This window comes from Halobacillus sp. BBL2006 (assembly GCF_000786645.1).
In the GTDB taxonomy this organism is placed as follows: domain Bacteria; phylum Bacillota; class Bacilli; order Bacillales; family Halobacillaceae; genus Halobacillus.
On the sequence record NZ_JRNX01000726.1, the window covers coordinates 1 to 1,821 of the forward strand.

1 protein-coding gene is annotated in these 1,821 nt (G+C 42.7%); it reads right to left on the reverse strand.

Annotated elements, in window-relative coordinates:
- A partial coding sequence (locus LD39_RS18885; RefSeq protein ID WP_035551753.1) for an ABC transporter ATP-binding protein occupies positions 1 to 1,777 on the reverse strand: 1,777 nt, incomplete at its 3' end.
- Between the last annotated feature and the right edge of the window lie 44 nt (positions 1,778 to 1,821).

Genomic DNA, 1,821 nt, shown 5'->3' on the forward strand with positions numbered 1-1,821 from the left:
CGGCTTGTTGAGTTTTCACTAGATCTGCATAGAACCCTTTTCCTTTTAATAGGTCTCTATGATTCCCTTTTTCAATAATTTTTCCTTTTTTCATGACTAAAATTAAATCGGCAGCACGTATCGTATTAAGCCGATGGGCAATGACGAAGCTTGTTCTGCCTTCCATCAATTTCTTTAATGCATCATTAATTTTCAACTCGGTAACTGTATCAATACTGCTTGTTGCTTCATCTAAAATCAGTAAAGAAGGGTTGGCGATCATCGCACGGGCAATGGATAGCAACTGTCTTTGACCGTGACTTACCCCTTTTCCATCAGGATCCAGCACCGTGTCATATCCTTTAGGCAGCTTCATAATAAAACCGTGCGCGTGCGAGTCTTTTGCCACTTTTTCAACCTCTTCATCTGTGGCATCTACTCGTCCGTACCGAATATTCTCTCGGATTGTTTTATGAAACATAGTGGCATCTTGCAAAACCACACCCATTTGACTTCTTAAGCTGTCACGAGTAATGGTATTGATATTTTTTCCGTCAACCAGAACTTTTCCTTGATCAGGGTCATAAAAGCGAGACAGTAAAGATACGATCGTCGTTTTACCCGCCCCTGTCGGCCCAACTAAAGCGATGGTTTGCCCCGCTTTTGCATAAAAGTTGATATGTGATAATGTCTGTTCTTTCTCGTCATAAGAAAAGGAAACATCTCTAAACTGAATATCACCCTGGAGGGTCGTCACCTCGCTGGCGTTTTTCTCATCCTTGCTTTCTTCTGATTCATCAATGATTTGAAACACTCGATCCGCACCGGCTACTGCAGATAGAATCATGTTGAATTGATTAGCTAGGTCATTAAGTGGACGAGTGAACTGACGGGCATACGTCGTAAACGTAACGATAACTCCAATCGAAACATAGCCGTTCAGAACTAATAACCCACCCCCGCCGACGATGATGGCGAAGCTTAAGTTATTCAGCATGTTCATTAATTTCGGAATAAAGCCTGTATACACCTGGGCCCAGTAACCCGAATGTCTTAAAGCTTCATTTTTTTCTTCAAAATCTCGAATGACCCGATCTTCTCTAGAGAACATGGTAATGATAGCTTGTCCAGAGAACATCTCTTCCACATATCCATTGACTTCCCCTAAGTGCTTTTGCTGTTCCTTAAAATAACTTCCTGTCCGCTTCGTTATCCACTTCATCCCGGCGTACATGACCGGAACAATCGTCAAGGTTAACAAGGTCAGCAAAGGACTGAGCCAAACCATCATTGCGATGGTCCCCGTGATCGTTAAGACACTCGTCACAAATTGGACGACGGCTGTGTTCAACGTGCGGCTCACATTCTCCACATCGTTGGTTAACCGACTCATTAGATCTCCTTGTTGCCTTTCCTGAAAAAAAAGAATCGGTAGCCGCTGCAGATGTGAAAACAAGTGGTTCCTTAATTTATAAACTGTCGTTTGAGCAATTCCAATCATCCAATAATTTTGCAGCCACAGGGATATGGAGTGGAACATATAGATCACTATGAGAATTGCGATCATGATAGACAGCGTATTGGTTTGTGGTTCTTCAATAACAAGATCCACAGTCTTTCCGAGTAAATAGGGACCAAGTAAAGACAAAAGCGAGCTTATTACGATCATCCCGAGGACGATAGTGAAGAGCTTCTTCTCTGTCACCATATAACCCCAAATCCGTGTCAGGGTTGCTCTTATATTTTCTACTTTTGGTGGAGCCGTACCTATTCCCATATGTCTGGGTTGGCGAGCCATTACATCACATCCTCTCGCTGGGATTGATAAACTTCTCTATAGTA